Here is a 518-nt window from a genome sequence, read left to right on the forward strand (position 1 = left end):
CAAAATTACCTAGTTATAAGGATTTTACGTCGAATTGAATTCTTGACTACTCAAGTTTACTCAAAAGCTTTTACAAACTTTCCGGTAAAACTTAAATGTGTTAGTTGTTATCTAGTTTTCAAGGAACGAATTATATCACAGTCGCAAAAAGGCGACTTGATAAATATAACATCATTCTAAAATGATGTCAAAACCAATATTTTGCAATTGGTGGAGCCTAGCGGGATCGAACCGCTGACCTCCTGCGTGCAAGGCAGGCGCTCTCCCAGCTGAGCTAAGGCCCCAAGTTATGAGATTTGTATGGTGGGCCTAAGTGGACTCGAACCACCGACCTCACGCTTATCAGGCGTGCGCTCTAACCAGCTGAGCTATAGGCCCAAACATATATTTGGAGAGATCATTCTCTCAAAACTGAAACACAGCGTCAGCGTACTTTTCCTAAGAAAAGCATCGACTAGAGTTTTAACTCCATAGAAAGGAGGTGATCCAGCCGCACCTTCCGATACGGCTACCTTGTT

2 tRNA genes are annotated in these 518 nt (G+C 42.7%); both read right to left on the reverse strand.

The annotated features are described in order from the left end of the window. Positions 1–208: 208 nt before the first annotated feature. Positions 209–284, reverse strand: a tRNA-Ala gene (locus tag DS745_RS08455). Between the two features lie 17 nt (positions 285–301). Further along, a tRNA-Ile gene (locus tag DS745_RS08460) sits at positions 302–378 on the reverse strand. Positions 379–518: the final 140 nt, after the last annotated feature.

Origin of the sequence: Anaerobacillus alkaliphilus (genome assembly GCF_004116265.1) — a bacterium.
Classification (GTDB): domain Bacteria; phylum Bacillota; class Bacilli; order Bacillales; family Anaerobacillaceae; genus Anaerobacillus; species Anaerobacillus alkaliphilus.